Annotated in this window: 15 protein-coding genes; 2 read left to right on the top strand and 13 right to left on the bottom strand. The window is 58.3% G+C overall.

All coding sequences use genetic code 11. The features are described from left to right. Positions 1 to 5: 5 nt before the first annotated feature. Positions 6 to 605, bottom strand: a complete 600-nt coding sequence (locus B30_RS16740) for an SH3 domain-containing protein (RefSeq protein ID WP_009573329.1) — start codon at positions 603 to 605, stop codon at positions 6 to 8. A 136-nt stretch (positions 606 to 741) separates the two neighbouring features. Between B30_RS16740 and B30_RS16735 the strand changes: the two genes are divergently transcribed. Further along, the gene (locus tag B30_RS16735) at positions 742 to 1,728 is read left to right on the top strand and encodes a 2-hydroxyacid dehydrogenase (protein WP_009573328.1); all 987 of its coding nucleotides are present in this window, start codon (positions 742 to 744) and stop codon (positions 1,726 to 1,728) included. A gap of 50 nt (positions 1,729 to 1,778) precedes the next feature. Here the strand turns inward: B30_RS16735 and B30_RS16730 are convergent, their stop codons facing one another. The 3 genes from B30_RS16730 to panC form a co-directional block, all read right to left on the bottom strand. Further along, positions 1,779 to 2,696, bottom strand: coding sequence for a pirin family protein (locus tag B30_RS16730; protein WP_009573327.1), 918 nt, complete (start codon positions 2,694 to 2,696; stop codon positions 1,779 to 1,781). 384 nt (positions 2,697 to 3,080) lie between these two features. Beyond that, a complete protein-coding gene (panB, locus tag B30_RS16725; RefSeq protein ID WP_009573326.1) occupies positions 3,081 to 3,905 on the bottom strand; it encodes a 3-methyl-2-oxobutanoate hydroxymethyltransferase in 825 nt (274 codons plus the stop codon). A gap of 34 nt (positions 3,906 to 3,939) precedes the next feature. Next, the gene (panC, locus tag B30_RS16720; RefSeq protein ID WP_009573325.1) at positions 3,940 to 4,788 is read right to left on the bottom strand and encodes a pantoate--beta-alanine ligase; all 849 of its coding nucleotides are present in this window, start codon (positions 4,786 to 4,788) and stop codon (positions 3,940 to 3,942) included. A gap of 195 nt (positions 4,789 to 4,983) precedes the next feature. Between panC and B30_RS16715 the strand changes: the two genes are divergently transcribed. Beyond that, positions 4,984 to 5,472, top strand: a complete 489-nt coding sequence (locus B30_RS16715) for a hypothetical protein (RefSeq protein WP_009573324.1) — start codon at positions 4,984 to 4,986, stop codon at positions 5,470 to 5,472. Between the two features lie 69 nt (positions 5,473 to 5,541). On the opposite strand, the gene B30_RS16710 is transcribed toward B30_RS16715, so the two are convergent. The 9 genes from B30_RS16710 to xdhA form a co-directional block, all read right to left on the bottom strand. Then, positions 5,542 to 5,880, bottom strand: a complete 339-nt coding sequence (locus B30_RS16710; RefSeq protein ID WP_009573323.1) for a carboxymuconolactone decarboxylase family protein — start codon at positions 5,878 to 5,880, stop codon at positions 5,542 to 5,544. 199 nt (positions 5,881 to 6,079) lie between these two features. Beyond that, a complete protein-coding gene (locus B30_RS16705) occupies positions 6,080 to 7,162 on the bottom strand; it encodes a BMP family ABC transporter substrate-binding protein (protein ID WP_009573322.1) in 1,083 nt (360 codons plus the stop codon). A 54-nt stretch (positions 7,163 to 7,216) separates the two neighbouring features. Beyond that, complete coding sequence (locus B30_RS16700; RefSeq protein ID WP_009573321.1) at positions 7,217 to 8,146, bottom strand: ABC transporter permease; 930 nt, start codon at positions 8,144 to 8,146, stop codon at positions 7,217 to 7,219. Next, the gene (locus tag B30_RS16695; protein ID WP_009573320.1) at positions 8,146 to 8,460 is read right to left on the bottom strand and encodes a DUF2834 domain-containing protein; all 315 of its coding nucleotides are present in this window, start codon (positions 8,458 to 8,460) and stop codon (positions 8,146 to 8,148) included. Before B30_RS16695 ends, B30_RS16700 begins: the two co-directional genes overlap by 1 nt. Further along, positions 8,460 to 9,545 carry an ABC transporter permease gene (locus B30_RS16690; protein ID WP_009573319.1) on the bottom strand — a complete coding sequence of 362 codons (1,086 nt, stop codon included), beginning with the start codon at positions 9,543 to 9,545 and terminating at the stop codon, positions 8,460 to 8,462. The genes B30_RS16695 and B30_RS16690 overlap by 1 nt, the downstream gene beginning before the upstream one ends. After that, complete coding sequence (locus B30_RS16685) at positions 9,542 to 11,056, bottom strand: ABC transporter ATP-binding protein (protein WP_009573318.1); 1,515 nt, start codon at positions 11,054 to 11,056, stop codon at positions 9,542 to 9,544. Before B30_RS16685 ends, B30_RS16690 begins: the two co-directional genes overlap by 4 nt. Then, a complete protein-coding gene (gene xdhC, locus B30_RS16680) occupies positions 11,053 to 11,976 on the bottom strand; it encodes a xanthine dehydrogenase accessory protein XdhC (protein WP_009573317.1) in 924 nt (307 codons plus the stop codon). The genes B30_RS16685 and xdhC overlap by 4 nt, the downstream gene beginning before the upstream one ends. Next, positions 11,973 to 14,375: a xanthine dehydrogenase molybdopterin binding subunit gene (gene xdhB, locus B30_RS16675; RefSeq protein ID WP_009573316.1), complete on the bottom strand. Its 2,403-nt coding sequence runs from the start codon at positions 14,373 to 14,375 to the stop codon at positions 11,973 to 11,975. The genes xdhC and xdhB overlap by 4 nt, the downstream gene beginning before the upstream one ends. Further along, positions 14,375 to 15,736, bottom strand: a complete 1,362-nt coding sequence (gene xdhA, locus B30_RS16670) for a xanthine dehydrogenase small subunit (protein WP_009573315.1) — start codon at positions 15,734 to 15,736, stop codon at positions 14,375 to 14,377. Before xdhA ends, xdhB begins: the two co-directional genes overlap by 1 nt. Positions 15,737 to 15,827: the final 91 nt, after the last annotated feature.

Here is a 15,827-nt window from a genome sequence, read left to right as displayed (position 1 = left end):
CCGGCTCACTCCAAAATTTCGTTTGAACGCACACCCCAAAGGCCCGATTTCAACACCCAGCCCTTATAGCCCGAGGCTGAGACTTTGCACCATGAGATGTTGCATTCCAACAGTCGCAAAATCACGCCTTTCTCGGCCTGTGCCGTCAAACGCGATCCGGTGTCAGGCCGCGAAAACAAATCTACAGTGCCATCCGTCACGAGCGCTGTCCGCACCCCGGAAATCAGCGAGTAATGCAGCCATCCAGTCGCGCCTTCCATGTCGCGGACACGCCGCCAATGACCATATTCGGCAATGACTTCAAGCGGGTAGTTGCGTTTTGTGAAAATCCAGTCAATCCGGTGCGACAGCGATGGCCCACGACGCACATTGGCCTCATTGGCCTTGAGCGAGACGAAGCGCGGCAACGGCAGGTTGGTGGCCGATCCGCGCGTTGGGCCTGTTTGTGGCATCTGCTCGATCGGCGGGGCGGTTGGATTTTGCACGGTATCTTCGGCGGCAGAAACCGGGGCCAAACCGAGGAAACATGTCAATGTCATGAGGCAAACCCCGCGTAAAAGCGGGGTGAGGCGATGAAACCCATAAGAGGAGCCACTGGATACCATTGTGAAATCTGACCTGCTCATAAAAAGAAGGCGTGCCTTGCGCGCCAGCGTGTCACGGAACTTATCCTTTACGCCTTGCCGGGATGCAATCCAGTTTGCCAGTATGGGGGCGAAAAAGAAAGGAAGAGGTGCGGTTATGGTGCAGGGTCGGCTAAAGGTCGTGGTCACACGCGCGTTGCCTGAAGTGGTCGAGACGCGGATGATGGAACTCTTCGATGTGGAGCTCAATCAAGATGACGTCAAACTGTCGCGTGAGGCGCTGATTGCGGCGATGCAGCGGGCCGATGTTTTGGTGCCCTGTGTCACGGATCGGTTGGATGCGGAGATGTTGGGGCAGGCGGGGGAGCGGTTGAAACTGATCGCCAATTACGGCGCGGGTGTCGATCATATCGACACGATCACCGCCCATAATCGCGGCATCCTTGTCACCAACACGCCGGGCGTGGTGACGGAGGACACCGCCGATATGGTCATGGCGCTGATCCTCGCCGTCACGCGGCGTATCCCCGAAGGGCAGGCGGTGATGCAGGCGGGCAATTGGGGCGGTTGGGCTCCGACCGCCTTTATGGGGCAACGCTTGTCTGGCAAGCGGCTTGGGATTTTGGGGATGGGTCGCATTGGACAAGCTGTCGCGCGCCGGGCCCATGCCTTTGGCCTCTCGGTACAGTATCATAACCGGCGCAGACTTCACCCCGATGTTGAAGCGCGGTTTGAGGCCACCTATTGGGACAGCCTTGATCAGATGTTGAGCCGCGTCGATATCCTCTCGATCAACTGCCCGCACACGCCCTCAACCTTTCACCAAATCAACGCAAGGCGGTTAAAACTGATGAAGCCGACGGCGGTGATTGTGAACACCTCGCGGGGCGAAGTGATTGACGAAAACGCCCTGACGCGGGGCTTGCGCTCTGGCGATATTGGCGGCGCGGGCTTGGATGTGTTTGAGCATGGGCATCAGATTAATCCGCGCCTGCGCGAACTGCCCAATGTGGTTTTGCTACCCCATATGGGCTCGGCGACGGTCGAAGGGCGGATCGAAATGGGGGAAAAGGTGCTGCTGAACATTCACACATTTGCCGATGGTCACCGGCCGCCGGATATGGTGTTGCCGTCCATGCTCTGAGTGGTTTCACCGCGCCCCTCGGTGAGGGGCGCGGTGTCTCGGATAGCAGATCAATGATCGCGCTGATCCTTGATAAACGTGCCGTTGTTGAGCTCTTGCATCGCCAGCATCAATTCTTCGCGTGTGTTCATCACGATCGGTCCATGCCAGGCCACAGGTTCCTCAATCGGCTGACCCGAAACCAACAGAAACCGCACGCCCTCAGGCCCGGCGTTTACCACGATCTCATTGCCGGTGTCGAAAGTCACCAAGGTGCGGTTGCCCGACATGTCGCGGATGTTGATTTCCGCGCCATTCACCTCTTTCTCCACCCGCACGCCGTAGGGATTGGACGCATCACGAAACGATCCCGCCCCGGCAAACACATAGGCAAAGGTGTTGGCATAGGTATCAACCGGCAACACTTTGCGGGTGTTCGGCGGCACGGAAATGTCGAGGTACAGCGGGTCCGCCGCCACCCCATCCACAGGTCCGTGTTTGCCCCAAAATGAGCCGGTGACAATTTTCACCTTGGTGCCGTCATCGTCAATGATCTCGGGAATATCATGGGCCTGAATGTCCTGATAGCGCGGCGCAGTCATTTTCAAACTGGAGGGCAGGTTGGCCCAAAGCTGAAACCCATGCATCTGACCACGGGCATTCCCGCGCGGCATTTCCTGGTGCATGATGCCGGAGCCTGCCGTCATCCATTGCACCGATCCTGCGCCCAAAACGCCTTTGTTTCCAAGGCTGTCGCCATGTTCGACCTCGCCATCCAAAACATAGGTGATGGTCTCGATGCCGCGGTGCGGGTGCCAGGGAAAGCCCTTTTCAAACTGTTTCGGGTCGTCGTTGCGAAAGTCGTCGAACAATAAAAACGGGTCAAACTCGCGCGGCTTGTGAAAGCCAAAGGCGCGGTAGAGATGAACGCCTGCGCCCTCTAGGGTCGGCTGGCCAACGGATGTCGATTTTACGGGACGAAACGTCATGATGAGTCTCCTTGTTCTGTTGCCTCATCATGTGGTGATTTTTGTCTGTGCGTAAATATCCGCGCGCGAACTGGCTGTGTGCGTCTGTGCGCAGATCAGGCCGGGCGGAGTATTTTCACTGCAATGAAAACGGTGCCAGAAAAGCGAAGCTGTGTCCCGGCCGCTGGTTCATGGCGCTGTGGCGTCACCAGAACGGTTTGGGCCCACGGGCCGGGAGTCTTCATCGCAGGCGGTCATCTTCATCGCAGGCGGTCATCGGCTCTCCAGCCTGTACCGCGCCTTCAGCCTGACACGTTAACCTTAGCGCACGCCTAACACAGGCTTCATTGTAGCCCAAATACTCAAACAAAAGCGCCCCGAAGGGCGCTCTGTCTTTTTCTGGGCTTATTTCTTGTTGGAGCCGTAGACGTTGGCCGTTCCCGGAAAGGCCCGCGATCTGACCTCGGCGGCATATTCCGCCACGGCTTCGTTGATTGCATCACCCATGGCGCCATATTTTTTGACAAATTTTGGCACCCATTCGTTGAGGCCCAACATGTCTTCCATGACAAGGATCTGACCGTCACAGGTCTTTGATGCCCCGATTCCAATGGTCGGCACGTCAATGGCTTTGGTGATTTTGTCCGCGAGCGGTTCCACGACACCCTCGACCACGATGGCAAAAGCGCCTGCTTCGGCCACGGCGATCGCGTCATCAATGTGGATTTGCCAGGTGTCTTCGTCGCGGCCCTGGGTTTTGAACCCGCCCATGACGTTGGTCGATTGCGGGGTCAAGCCGATGTGGCCCATCACCGGAATGCCACGTTCGGTCAGGAATTTAACCGTCTCTGCCATGCGCGCGCCGCCTTCGAGTTTGACGGCCTGACATTGGGTTTCTTTCATGATCGTGGCGGCATTGCGAAACGCCTGCGACGGGCTTTCCTCATAGGAACCAAAGGGCATATCGACCACGATCAACGCGCGTTTGGTGCCGCGCACCACGGCCTTGCCATGCATGATCATCAATTCCAAAGACACGCCAACGGTGCTTTCCATCCCGTGCATCACCATGCCGAGGCTGTCGCCGACAAGCAGAAAATCACAATGTTTTTCGGCAATTGCGGCGGTGTGCGCATGATATGAGGTAAGCGACACGATGGGCTCGCCGCCTTTGCGGTCTCGGATTTGCGGCACCGTCACGCGGCGGATGGTTTCGGTCTGTATGGACATGGGTTCCTCCTGAGTTCGGGGATCTGGGCCGAACTTACGTCGGGTCTGCGACCCGTTGGTCGATCAATAGCACATCGCCAAAGCGCGCGGCGAGCAAGATCACGGCGGGGCGTTCAATCAGCCCCTCGATCGGTTCCAGCGTGGCGGCGTCGCGCACATCGACGCTCTCGATGGTGGCGCGCGGTTCGCGAGAGATAAAGGTGCGGATGTCCGCCTCAAGCTGATCCGCCGTGCGCCCGTCCGACGCCTCATAGGCGCCATAAGCCAGCGCTTTGTTGAGGATCAGTGCCGCTTGGCGATCCTCAGGCGTCAGGCGGACATTGCGCGACGACATTGCCAGCCCATCGACCTCACGCACCGTGGGCACGCCGTGAATCTCAATCGGCATATCAAGATCGCGGACCATGGTTTTGATCACCAAAAGCTGTTGGTAATCCTTTTCGCCAAAAAACGCGTGATCTGCGCCGGTGATGTTAAAAAGTTTCGTCACCACCGTGCAGACACCTTTGTAATGGCCGGGCCGAAGCGCGCCCATCAACAGGTGCTCGAGCTGCTCGGTCACAACGGTGGTCTGTTTCTCAGGGTGGTACATTTCGTCAGCGGAAGGGCAAAACACCGCATCCACACCGGCCGCTTCCAAAAGCGCGAAATCGCGGGCCTCGTCGCGCGGGTAGGCGTCAAGATCGGAGGGGTCGCCAAACTGGGTCGGATTGACGAAAATCGATACAATCACCCGGTCAGAGGCGGCCTGCGCCGCGTGCACCAATGTCAGATGCCCGTCATGCAAATAGCCCATGGTTGGCACCAATCCGACCGTCTCGCCCGCGCCGTGAAACGCGGCGACGGCCTCGCGGATGTCGCGTTTGCTTCGACAAATTTTCAATAGATGTCCTCCCAACCCACAGCTTACTTGGCGCAGACCTTACAAAGCTTGCGGCACTGCGGCAAGCGGCTGCCCGTTTTCTGTGCGCGTTGGGTTCTCACTGTGTTTCATCAAATGTCCCTAAGCCTTCCCAATTCTCGCCATGTTTTGTTGCGATATTGATGACGATAGCGGTTAAAACGGTAGAATTGTCCAATGGGAACCTTTGGTAAAGCACTCAGTCTGATCAGTTTTGTGGTCGGGATCACGATTTCGATCTTGGTTTATTTGCAGTATTCTGAGGCGCAAAGCGGGATGATGAAAGCCGTCTCGAGCAATATGTCGGTGACGGGCTCGTATTGGCAGGGCGATGACGAGGATGAGGCACCGACCCTGTCCACAATGCGGGTTGCCGCGCCGAAAGGCGGATCTGCGGCGAAAACCTTTGAGATTGAGCATGTCGATGCGTCTACGGAGACCGGGACGATTGTCTATGATGATGGCACCGGAGCGTTTGGCGAAGACGTGGACGCCGCTGAGCCAGAAGGGCTTGGTGCACCCGAAGACGCCACCTTTGGTGAATTGGCGAAATACTATTTTGAAATGGCGAGCATCTGGTTGTTTGGCGAGCCTAAAGACACGTTGAAAATGGACTGCAAAGCCAAAGAAGGCGGTGGCAAGGTCTGTAATGTGTCGCGCGGCTAAAGCCGGTGGTGCGGGAGAAACGAAAATGGCGCGAGGCGGGATTCCCGCGCCGTTTTGTTTTTGAGTAGCTTAGGCGTTAGACAATTCGTCCCAACATTCCAAAGCCTTGGCCGCATACATCAACACCGGACCACCGCCCATCTGGACGCCGATGGCCAACATTTCGGACAATTCTTCGCGGGTGCCGCCATGTTTCATCAATGCCTCGACGTGAAAGCCGACACAGGGTTCGCAACGCACACCTATGGCAATGGCCAGCGCCACCAATTCCTTGGTTTTGGCGTCAAGCGCATCGCCTTCCATTGCCGCTTTTGACATCGCGCCAAATCCGACCGGGATGTTGCGATTGGCTTTGTTGAGGGCGCGCAATGCTTCGCGCATGGATTCGTTTTTTTCAGCCCAAGACATGGGACTCTCCTTTGTTCGCGGGTCTTATATTGGTGCTATCTGTGGCATGAGAGTCGTGGCGCGACCTTGATCCGCATCAATCAAATTCGGGGAATTGAATGAGATTTGCGCGGTTTGCGGGTCCCCTCGCGCAGATCTTACCATAAAAAGCCCGCGCCGATCTCTCGACGCGGGCCATAATCCGTCAATCGCGCAAGGCTTATTGCGGAATGTCGCCGCTTAGGCCTTCGACGTAAAAGTTCATGCCTGCGAGCGTGCCATCATCGGCCACTTCGCCATCGGCCAGCCAGACAGAGCCGTCTTGTTTGTTCAGAGGCCCGGTGAACGGGTGATACTCGCCCGCTGCAATGCTGTCGCGCAGGGCTTCGGCTTCGGCTTTGATGTCGGCGGGAACGGCGGAAGAAATCTCGCCAATGCCGACCATGCCCGCGCCGATGCCGTCCCATGTGTTGTCCGTTTCCCATGTGCCATCCATCACCGCCTGAACGCGCTCGATGTAATAGGGGGCCCAGACGTCAATGATCGAGGAAATGCGCGGCATCGGGCCATATTCGGCCATGTCGGCGGCTTGGCCAAAGGTGTAGACATTGCCGGCCTTTTGGGCGGCGGCTTGCGGGGCGGTCGAATCCGTATGCTGCAAAATCACGTCCGCGCCTTGGTCGATCAGGGCCTGTGCCGCATCGGATTCTTTCGCCGGATCGAACCATGTGTAGGCCCAGACCACGTTAAACTCGACATCCGGGTTCACCTTTTTGGCATAGATATAGGCGGAATTGATGCCACGAATAACCTCGGGGATCGGGAAGGAGGCGATATAGCCGACCTTGTTCGACTTGGTCATTTTCCCAGCCAAATAACCCTGAACCGCGCGGCCTTCATAGAAACGTGCGGAGTAGACGCCGAGGTTCGGCGCGGTTTTATATCCGGTTGCGTGTTCGAATTTCACGTTCGGGAATTTCGCCGCCACGTTGACGGTCGGGTCCATATAGCCGAACGAGGTGGTGAAAATCAGATCGGCACCGGACAGCGCCATTTGCGTCAAGACCCGCTCGGAATCGGCCCCTTCTGGCACGGACTCTTGTACGACGATTTCAACCGCATCGCCAAAATGCGCGGCCATTTCCTCCGCCGCTTCGTGGTGGTGTTGCGACCAGCCGCCATCATTTTTCGGACCAACATAGATAAAGCCAACTTTGACTTTGTCTGCGGCAAAAGACGGTGCGGCAAGGCCGAGCGCCAGCACGGAGGCAGTGGCTGCGGTCAGCAAGGTTCTACGTTTCATCTTTGAACTCCCTGTTCGTTTAAAATCACCTCACGCGGAGGCTAAACCTGTGCCTCAGTGCGAGGCGTGAAAAATCCGGCCCAACATGGCGGGCGCGTTGCTCGCACCATGCCTGCGCGCGGAAATAACAACAAGAACCACAATCGTCGCAAGAAAGGGTGACATCGACAAAAGCTCCACCGGAACCTTCGCCCCAGCGGCTTGCAGGTTCAATTGCAACACCGTGATCCCACCAAAAAGATAAGCGCCGATTAAAATCCGCCAGGCTTTCCAACTGGCAAACACCACAATCGCCAAAGCGATCCAGCCATAGCCCGCGGTGATCCCATCGGTCCATTGCGGCACCCGGATAAGGCTGATGTACGCGCCGCCAAGCCCGGCCATCGCGCCACCAAATCCAATCGCGACGATCCGCACCATCCGCACCGGATAGCCAAGCGCATGGGCCGCCGAATGGTTTTCGCCCACTGCGCGCAGGATCAGCCCAGCCCGGCTATATTTCAAAAACGCCCAGACGCCGGCAATCGACAAGAGGCTCACATAAACTATCATGTCATGTTGAAACAGGATCGGGCCAATGACCGGGATGTGATCCAGGCCGGGAATGTTCAGGTCGGTCACCGGAGGCGGTTTAAGGCCTTGATAATTCTGTCCTAGAAGCGAGGCCAAGCCCACGCCCATCAAGGTCAGCGCAAGCCCAGCGGGCACCTGTGTGGTCAAAAACACCTGGGTCAAAAGCGCAAACACCATCGACAGTGCCATGCCGCCAAGGGCCGCCGCGATAAAGCCCAAAGTTGGTGATCCGCTCTCGACGGCCACAATAAATCCACAGACCGCGCCGGTGATCATCATGCCCTCGACCCCAAGGTTCAACACCCCGGATTTTTCCACCACCATTTCGCCCAAAGCCGCCAATAGGATCGGAGTTGAGGCGACCATGAGAGAGGCCAATAGGACGACGGGATTGATTGAGCCGAAATCCATCACATGGCCTCCTTTTCACGCAAACCAAGATAGAGCGGTAGGGCCAATGAAAGCCCAACAGTGGAGCCCGCAGGCAAGACCAGCCACCATCGTGCCACGCCTTCACGACGTGCATCGAAATAGGACCAAATCCAGAAAACAGCTATGGAGATCAGCACGTCGGCTGAAAAACCGCCTGCGGCCCCATTGGCGAATAGGTCTAGCAAGAAAGAGATCGGGGCAAAGCCGTTGGTTGCAAACCAGCTTCCGAAAAAGATCCACGGGATCAGGGTCCCTAAGGCCGCAAGTAAAAACCAGACACGAGAAGAGGGCATCACAGAGCCTCCTTTTTGACGACCATCAAGCGGTAGTTGACGAAAATATCCATCCCCAAAAGTGTCATCAGCAACATGCCTTGGAACACTTGGATCGAGGCAGAGGGCAGGCCCAACATGAATTGCGCCAATTCGCCGCCGATGAAGGTCAGCGCCAATAACAGCCCCGCCAAGAGGATGCCAACCGGGTGCAAGCGCCCCAGGAAGGCGACGATGATGGCAGTGAAGCCGTAGCCTGCGCCAAAGTCGATGGAGATTTGCCCGGCGGGGCCGGTGACCTCAAACAACCCGGCCAAGCCCGACAGCACGCCTGCCGTGCCGAGGCAAAACAACACCAAAAGTTTGTCTTTGACGCCTGCAAACCGCGCCGCGCGTGGGCTTTCGCCGGTCAGGCGAATTTGAAATCCCAACATATGTTTGTTGATCAACACATAGGCCGCAACCACGGCGGCAAAGGCTGCGACGACGCCCCAATGCGTGCCCGTGCCCGCGATCAATTCCGGGTTCGACATTGCCGGGATCTGGCTCAGGTTGCGCGATCCGGGAAAGCCGTTGCCCTCCGGGTTGCGCAGCCAACTCAGCGCCGCCGAGGCCAAAAGCTGTTCGGCGATGTAGACCAACATCAAGGACACAAGGATTTCGTTGGTGTTGAACCGGGTCTTCAAAATCGCCGGGATCATCGCCCATAAGAAACCGCCAATTCCCCCCGCGATCACCATCAGAGGGAAAATCCACCATGCGTCCGTCGGGTAAAACGCCAATCCCACAGCCGCGCCCGCAAGCGCGCCCATGATATATTGCCCCTCGGCGCCGATGTTCCAAATCCCGGCCTTGAACCCAAGGCTCAACCCGATCGCGATCAGGATCAGCGGGGCGGCTTTGACCAAAAGTTGCGGTCGCGAATAGGCGGCGAATTGGTCGTTGAACAGCGGGTCCCAAAAAATGGTGCGAATGGCGGCAAACGGGTCTTTGCCCATCAACGCAAACAAAACCCCGCCCAAGATCATGGTCAGGATCACCGCCAAAATCGGCGTCGCGATGGTCCAGGCTTTCGAGGGCTCGGGGCGTTTGACGAATTTGATCATGGTGCGACCTCTTCCAAATCATGTGCCCCACCCATCATCATCCCGATCTCATCGACGGTCAGGCCTTTGGCAACACGGGGCGCGGTCAATTTGCCTTCGTTGAGGGCGGCGAAATGGTCCGAAATTTCCATCAATTCATCGAGGTCCTGTGAGATCACGATCACCCCCGCGCCCTTGGCCGCGAGGTCCAAAAGCGATTGCCGGATCGCCGCCGCCGCGGACGCATCCACGCCCCATGTCGGTTGGTTCACTACCAACACGGTCGGGTCTTGGAGCACTTCGCGGCCGATGACGAATTTCTGCAAATTACCCCCCGACAATGAGCGCGCAGCCGAGTCGGGGCCGGGGGTGCGCACATCGAATTTCGCGATGATGTCGCGGGCAAACGCTTCGGTTTTCTTCCAGTTTACAAAATTGTTTTTGCTTAGTTTCTTGCGGATATTTCCGGTCAAAACCGCGTTTTCCGTCAGGCTCATATTGGGTGCTGCGGCATGGCCGAGGCGCTCTTCTGGCGCAGCCAAAAGGCCGATTTTACGCCGGGCATTTGGGCCAAGGCCACTGATGTCTTGACCGCAATAGGAGATCGCACCTTTGCTGGTTTTCGCCTCGCCCGAGAGCACCGACAAAAGCTCGTCCTGGCCGTTTCCTGCCACGCCGCCGATGCCAAGCACCTCACCTGCGCGCAGGCTCAGAGACACGTTTTTCAACCGGGTGCCAAACGGGTTGGCCGGAGCAAAATCGAGCCCTTGAACATCCAGCAACACGTCACCCGTTTCCCCGCCCTCGCGCGATGGTACATGCAATATCTGCCCCACCATCATCTCGGCCATGTCTCGTGCGGTCGTGACCTTGGGGTCACATTCTCCCACCACCTTGCCCAGACGCAGGATTGTTGCCCCATCACAGAGCGCCCGAATTTCTTCGAGCTTGTGGGAGATATAGAGGATCGAGGTGCCTTCAGATTGCAATTTGCGCAGGGTTTTGAACAGGATTTCAACCTCTTGCGGGGTCAAAACCGATGTCGGTTCATCCATGATCAACAGTTTGGGGTCTTGCAAAAGACAGCGGATGATCTCAACCCGTTGCCGTTCGCCTGCCGACAAATCGCCAACAATCCGGTCCGGGTCGAGCGGCAAGCCGTAGGCGTCGGACACCTCGCGAATGGACTGTGCCAAAGCGTGCATTTTCGGCGGGTTTTCCATCCCAAGCGCGACGTTTTCGGCCACATTAAGCGCCTCGAACAGCGAGAAATGTTGAAACACCATCGCCACGCCTGAGGCCCGCGCCGCTTGTGGATTGTTGGGTGCATAGGGCGTGCCGCGCAGTTGCATTGATCCCGCATCCGGTTTTTCCAGCCCGTAAATCATTTTCACCAGCGTGGATTTGCCTGCACCGTTTTCGCCCAAAAGCGCGTGAACCTGACCGGCTCCGATGGAAAAGGACACGTCATCATTGGCGCGCACGCCGGGATATTGGCGCGTCAGCCCCGAGAGTTTCAATAGCTCTGTCACCCTGTCTGTTCCCCGTAAGAGTCTGCGATCTCTGTGGATGAGATTAGGCTTGCGGCCACCCCAATCGCAATGGCTTGTGGATGTTTCCCTAAGGACGGTTGCCCAATTGGACAGAAAATGCGGTCAATTTGGCCATCTAAATGCCCTAAATCGTGCAGCCGTCCGCGAAATCGCGCCCATTTCGTGCGTGAGCCGATCAACCCGACAAAGCCAAAGCCATGGTTCAAAAGCCGATGACACAGCTCCAGATCCAGCGCGTGGGAGTAGGTCAAAATCAGATGTTCGGCATGTGCAGCCGCGTGATGCACCACGTTTTCGGGATGAGCCGCGATCAGGGGATCGACGGTTTCGGGGATATGGTCAGGGAACCGATCAGCCCCGGTGTCGACCCATGTGATGGCAAAATCGGGCAGGGGGGCGAGGGTGTTGACGATGGCACGACCGACATGCCCGGCACCCCAGACCCAAAGCGGGCGGGTGGCGCGTCGGACCGGTTCGATCATCCAGTCGCCATGACGCGCGGGTTTCAAAACCCCTTGTGCGCGCGCCAAGCCGAGGACCTTCTTGACCGCAAACGGCATCTCGCCGGGACCACGCGCATAAATGTCCTGTGGAATATCCTCAACGGTGTCAAAGACTTCGGTCAAAAGCGTCACCGCCCCACCGCAACATTGCCCCATTGCGGGGCCAAGTGGCAGACGGTTCAGGCGCGGTGCGCAAAACGCGGCTTTCGCGGCCTCAAATTCCAATGTTCCACCGCCAATCGTGCCCGATTGGCCAAACCCCTCCGGCGTGGCCCAAACCAACATTGCCGCGCCAACCTCGCGCGGGGCAGAGCCTTGGACCTCGGCCACAACCACCCGCGCCACCCGCCCATGTTGGGCGATGGCTTGGGCCAAAGCGTCGCGATCAAAACTCATCCGCGGGCTCGCGCGATGGCGTTGAGCAATTCTTCGGGTGTGGCGGGGGCGTTGAGTGCCGGATAGTTTGGCCCACAGGCGGCGCAGGCATCCGAGAGCGCCAAGAACGCCGAAATCCCCAACATAAACGGCGGCTCGCCCACTGCTTTGGAGCGATAAATCGTATCCTCGCGGTTGCGCCCATCCCAGAGCGCGACGTTGAACACGTCGGGCGCGTCAGAGCAGGCCGGGATTTTATAGGTGGAGGGCGCGTGGGTTTTCAGCAACCCCTTGGCATCCCACCACAATTCCTCGGTGGTCAACCATCCTGCACCCTGTACATAGCCGCCCTCGATCTGACCTTTGTCAATTGCGGGATTGAGCGATGCGCCCGCGTCATGCAAAATATCAGCGCGCAAAATGCGGTTTTCGCCGGTGAGCGTGTCGAGCGCCACTTCTGTGATCGCAATGCCATGGGCAAAGTAGAAAAACGGTCGCCCCTTGCCCGCAATCCGGTCCCATTCGATCTTTGGCGTTTTGTAAAATCCGGTCGAGGACAGGCTGACACGGTTCATATAGGCGAGGCTGACGATCTCCGAGAATGCCATGTCATGAGGGCCAAAGCGCACACGTCCCTCGGCCCATGTGACCTCGCTTTCGCCAAACCGTTCAAGGATAAACACCTCAATCCGCGTGCGGATCGCGTCACAGGCGTTCTTGACCGCCATGCCGTTCAAATCGGTGCCAGACGAGGCGGCGGTGGCGGAGGTGTTGGGGACTTTCCCGGTGTCTGTGGCGGTGATTTTGACGGTCTCGACCGAGACGCCAAAGGCCTGAGCCGCGACCTGCGCGACTTTCAGGAACAGGCCCTGACCCATTTCCGTGCCGCCATGGTTCATATGGATCGAGCCGTCATTATAGACATGCACCAAGGCGCCCGCCTGATTGAGGTGGGTGAGGGTGAAGGAGATGCCGAATTTCACCGGCGAAATCCCAAGGCCCTTTTTGATGATCGGGTTCTCGGCGTTCCATTTTGCCACCGCCTTTTTGCGCGCGGCATAATCGGCGTCCTTCAAAAGCCGTTCAGTCATGGCATGAAGGATGAAATCCTCAACCTCCTGACCATAGGGTGTGAGCTTTCCGCGCGGCGTGAGTTGCCCGCCAGCATGGGCGCCGTGCCCGGTGTCCGTCTCCGCACCGCCACGCGACAAAGGATCGCCATCCAGCGAGAGCACATGATCTTCGGGCAGACCTTCGCCCGCCGTCGGAACCACCATTTCGTCATAATAATTCAGCCGCCGCACCTCGGTCGGATCACGGCCCAACGTGTGCGCGATATGATCGACCACACGCTCAATCCCCAACACGCCCTGCGGGCCGCCAAAGCCGCGATAGGCAGTGTTGGATTGCGAATTGGTTTTCAACCGATGGCTTTCAATCCGCGCATTGGGCAGGAAATAGGCATTGTCTGCGTGCAACATGGCGCGGTCGGCCACGGGCAGGGTCAGGTCCATCGACCATCCGGCCCGCGTGACCTGGACAAACTCGATGCCCTCAATGCGACCGTGTTCATCAAATCCGCAGGTATAGGAGATGCGGAAATCGTGGCGTTTGCCAGTGATGATCATGTCGTCATCGCGGTCATAGCGCATTTTACAGGGCTTGCCCGTGTCGCGCGCGGCGATGGCGCAGGCGATGGCAAGCCAGTTACCCTGTGATTCCTTGCCGCCAAACCCGCCGCCCATCCGCCGGGTTTCAACCCGCACCGCGTGCATCGGGACATGCAGCGCATGGGCGACCTTGTGTTGGATTTCGGATGGGTGTTGGGTCGAGGCATAGACCACCATATCCCCACCCTCTTGTGGCAGGGCGGCGGCGGCTTGGCCTTCGAGGTAGAAATGCTCTTGGCCGCCCATGTGCAGCGTCCCCTCGATCACATGGGCGGCGGATTTGATCGCCTCGGCTGCGTCACCACAGCTGTAAATGCGTGGGCCATCTTCAAACCGGCTCTCCGCCGCCAGAGCCTCGTCATAGCCAAACAGCGCGGGTTTCTCATCATAGATGATCTTGCCCAGCGTGGCGGCTTTGCGCGCGGCATGATGTGAGGTCGCGACCACCAAGAACACCGGCTGGCCAATATATTGGACAGTGGTGGCGGTGAGCAGAGGTTCATCCCCCAGAGAGGGCGAACAATCGGGGATATGATCGCCAAAATCTTCCGCTGTATAAACGCGGACCACACCGGGGGCGGCGCGCACGCGCGACAGGTCCATCGCCGTGATGTCCCCGTGGGCCACTGAGGAAAGTCCAAAGGCCAGATGCAGCGTGCCTGCGGGCAGCGGGATGTCATCAATATAGCGGGCCTGACCCGAGACATGCAGGCGGGCGGCGTCATGGGGATGCGAAGACCCAACAGACATTACACGCCCTCCTTGATCGAGAGGACCGAGGTGGCGAGGCCGGAGCGTTCGGCATAAAGCCGACGCAGCATGTTTTGCGCTGCTGTCAGGCGATAACCGGCCGAGGCGCGCATGTCGCTCATCGGGGTGTAATCCTCGGCAAAGACGGGCAGCGCGGCGGCAATCGTGGCCTCATTCCAGGGCTGACCGATCAAAGCCGCTTCAACGGTTCTGGCCCGCGCGGGGGTGCCTGCCATGCCGCCAAAGGCGATCACTGCGCTGCGAACGATCCCGTCCTCAACCGCGATATTGAATGCGCCGCAGACGGCGGAAATGTCTTGGTCGAAGCGTTTCGAGAGCTTGTAAACGGCAAGATTGGCCAGTCCAGCTTTGGGCACGGTGATGCTTTCGACAAATTCAGAGGGCTGACGGTCCTGCTTGCCATAGGCGATAAAGAAGGCTTCGAGCGGAATTGTGCGCTGATCCTCGCCTTTGCGCAGGGTCACGGTGGCCCCGGCGGCAATCAGCGGCGGCGGGCTGTCGCCAATCGGTGATCCGTTGGCGATATTGCCGCCCAATGTGGCGGCGGCGCGGACTTGGGTCGAGGCAAAGCGGCGGAACATCTCCGACAGCGAGGGCGCATAGGGTTTGAACAGGGCGATGAGATCGGCGATAGGGGTCATGGCTTTGATCTCAAACGCGTCGTCCGTCTCGGTGATGCCCTTGAGATCACTGACGCCGTTCAGGAAAATCACCTCGTCCAAATCGCGCATCTGTTTGGTCACCCAAAGCCCGACATCGGTGGCCCCGGCAATCAAGGTCGCAGTGGGGCGCAGGGCGTAGAGCGCGGCCAATTCGTCCACCGTTTCCGGGCGCTGCACCACGGCGGGGGCGGCAAAGGGGATATGTTCAAAGCCTTCGGGCACAGGCGCGGATTCGGCCTTTTTCGCGGCGCGCAGGATCGGCGCATAGCCGGTACAGCGACACAGATTGCCCGCAAGAATGTCTTCGTGGCTGGTCTCGCCGCGCGCATGCGCCGTGGCCATCGACATGATAAAGCCGGGGGTGCAAAAGCCGCATTGGCTGCCGTGTTCTTCGATCATCGCGCTTTGCACCGGGTGCAACGTGTCGCCTTTGGACAGGCCTTCGACCGTGGTGACGGATTTTCCGTGAAGCTGCGGCAGGAACAGGATACAGGCGTTCAGCGGCTTTTTGCCACTTTCATCCTCGACCATCACGGTGCAGGCCCCACAATCGCCTTCGTTGCAGCCCTCTTTGGTGCCACATAGGCCACGCCCTTCGCGCAGGTAATCCAGTAAGGTGCGGGTTGCAGGTTCGCGGGTGCGAACAATCTCGCCGTTGAGCCGAAAAGTGATCTCCATCGTGTCAGACCTACCGCTTTCTCTTTATGACAGACGCGTCCGATGCGGTGGAAAACGCGTGCCCTTCCGGCCAAGGAAACCGGGATGAGCG

The sequence above is a fragment of the Celeribacter baekdonensis B30 genome (assembly GCF_000299875.1).
GTDB classification, from domain to species: Bacteria; Pseudomonadota; Alphaproteobacteria; order Rhodobacterales; family Rhodobacteraceae; genus Celeribacter; species Celeribacter baekdonensis_A.
The sequence above is the reverse complement of the archived record's forward strand: the minus strand, read 5'-3'. Positions and strand labels throughout refer to the sequence as shown.

What these genes read in the sequence shown, in the direction of transcription:
- panB (WP_009573326.1), bottom strand. Translation starts at nt 3,905, where the DNA reads ATGTCCATACAGACCGAAACCATCCGCCGCGTGACGGTGCCGCAAATC.
- B30_RS16700 (WP_009573321.1), bottom strand. Translation starts at nt 8,146, where the DNA reads ATGGATTTCGGCTCAATCAATCCCGTCGTCCTATTGGCCTCTCTCATG.
- xdhA (WP_009573315.1), bottom strand. Translation starts at nt 15,736, where the DNA reads ATGGAGATCACTTTTCGGCTCAACGGCGAGATTGTTCGCACCCGCGAA.
- B30_RS16705 (WP_009573322.1), bottom strand. Translation starts at nt 7,162, where the DNA reads ATGAAACGTAGAACCTTGCTGACCGCAGCCACTGCCTCCGTGCTGGCG.
- B30_RS16740 (WP_009573329.1), bottom strand. Translation starts at nt 605, where the DNA reads ATGGTATCCAGTGGCTCCTCTTATGGGTTTCATCGCCTCACCCCGCTT.
- B30_RS16710 (WP_009573323.1), bottom strand. Translation starts at nt 5,880, where the DNA reads ATGTCTTGGGCTGAAAAAAACGAATCCATGCGCGAAGCATTGCGCGCC.
- B30_RS16695 (WP_009573320.1), bottom strand. Translation starts at nt 8,460, where the DNA reads ATGCCCTCTTCTCGTGTCTGGTTTTTACTTGCGGCCTTAGGGACCCTG.
- xdhB (WP_009573316.1), bottom strand. Translation starts at nt 14,375, where the DNA reads ATGTCTGTTGGGTCTTCGCATCCCCATGACGCCGCCCGCCTGCATGTC.
- B30_RS16715 (WP_009573324.1), top strand. Translation starts at nt 4,984, where the DNA reads ATGGGAACCTTTGGTAAAGCACTCAGTCTGATCAGTTTTGTGGTCGGG.
- xdhC (WP_009573317.1), bottom strand. Translation starts at nt 11,976, where the DNA reads ATGAGTTTTGATCGCGACGCTTTGGCCCAAGCCATCGCCCAACATGGG.
- B30_RS16730 (WP_009573327.1), bottom strand. Translation starts at nt 2,696, where the DNA reads ATGACGTTTCGTCCCGTAAAATCGACATCCGTTGGCCAGCCGACCCTA.
- B30_RS16690 (WP_009573319.1), bottom strand. Translation starts at nt 9,545, where the DNA reads ATGATCAAATTCGTCAAACGCCCCGAGCCCTCGAAAGCCTGGACCATC.
- B30_RS16735 (WP_009573328.1), top strand. Translation starts at nt 742, where the DNA reads ATGGTGCAGGGTCGGCTAAAGGTCGTGGTCACACGCGCGTTGCCTGAA.